Here is a 1,540-nt window from a genome sequence, read left to right as displayed (position 1 = left end):
TGACCGTCACCGACCCCGATGCAGGGCAAGATCACTTTATTGCCCAAGCGAATACCCCCGCCACCTATGGCGTCTTTGCTATTGATGAGCATGGGCTGTGGACGTATACCGCCGATAACAATCAGGTAGCGATCCAGCAACTCAAAACGGGTGCCACGCTCACCGATAGCATCACCGTCAGCAGTGCCGATGGTACGACACATACCATTACCGTTACGATCGCCGGCAGCAATGACGCTCCAGTACTCAATGCGCAAACGCAAGCCGTTACCGAAGATGGCACGCTGCTCACGGGGCACATGGTCGCCACCGACGTCGATGCCGCTGATACGCAAACCTTCAGCCTCGCCAACGCGGTCGATGGCTTCACGCTGAACGCTGACGGCAGCTATAGCTTTGACTCAAGCCACGCCAGCTACCAGCATCTAGCGGCGGGGCAGACGCAGGATGTGATCATCCCGATCACGGTGACCGACAGTGCGGGGGCGACCAGCACGCAAAGCCTCACCATCACGGTGACGGGCACCAACGATGCGGCAGTGATTACGGGGCATGATTTCAAAGAGTTGCTAGAAGATGTCCGAGTCCAAGCGGGCAATCTGCTGGCAGTCGATGGTACGTTGTCGATCGCTGATCCCGATGTGGGTGAAGCCCACTTTATTGCCCAGACGAATGTTGTCGGCTCCGGTGGGTATGGCCATTTCAGCATCACGGCCGATGGGCAATGGCACTATGAGGCTGATAATAGCCAGAGCGCAATCCAGAGTCTGAAGCCGGGCGATCCGCGCTTGATTGATACCTTGGTCGTGACCAGTGCGGATGGCAGCACGCATACTCTGACGGTCGCGATTCAGGGGATGAACGATGCCCCTGTACTACAAGCGCAAACGCAAGCCGTTACCGAAGATGGCACGCAGCTCACGGGGCATATGGTCGCCACCGACGTCGATGCCGGCGATACGCAGACCTTCAGTCTCGCCAATGCGGTCGATGGCTTCACGCTGAACGCCGACGGCAGCTATAGCTTTTACCCAAGCCATGCCAGCTACCAGCATCTGGCGGCGGGGCAGGCGCAGGATGTGATCATCCCAATCACGGTGACCGACAGTGCGGGCGCGACCAGCACGCAAAACCTCACCATCACCGTTACCGGTACGAACGACAGCGCCGTGATTGGTGGTGTGCACACCGGTGCAGTTACGGAAGACAGCACACAGGCCGTCACCGGCCAGCTCACCGTCGCTGACCTCGACGATGGCCAAGCGCACTTTACGGCGCAAACCAATACGGCAGCCCACTATGGTGTATTCAGTCTGGATGCCACCGGTGCCTGGACCTACAACCTCGACCAGAGCAACAGCGTGCTTCAGGCCCTTAAAACCGGTGAAACCCTCACCGACACCCTGACGGTGCACAGTGCCGACGGCACCGCGCAAAGCATCACGATCACCATCAACGGGCGGAATGATGGCGCTGTTATCGCAGGTAGCGACATAGGCCAAGTCACTGAAGACCAGAACCTGAACGCCGCTAATCAACT

General features: G+C 58.6%; 1 protein-coding gene. It reads left to right on the top strand.

The window, feature by feature from the left end; all coding sequences use genetic code 11:
- A partial coding sequence (locus G482_RS16795) for a VCBS domain-containing protein (RefSeq protein ID WP_034618552.1) occupies positions 1-1,540 on the top strand: 1,540 nt, incomplete at both ends.

This window comes from Chitinibacter tainanensis DSM 15459, assembly GCF_000429785.1.
Lineage (GTDB): Bacteria > Pseudomonadota > Gammaproteobacteria > Burkholderiales > Chitinibacteraceae > Chitinibacter > Chitinibacter tainanensis.
The sequence above is the reverse complement of the archived record's forward strand: the minus strand, read 5'-3'. Positions and strand labels throughout refer to the sequence as shown.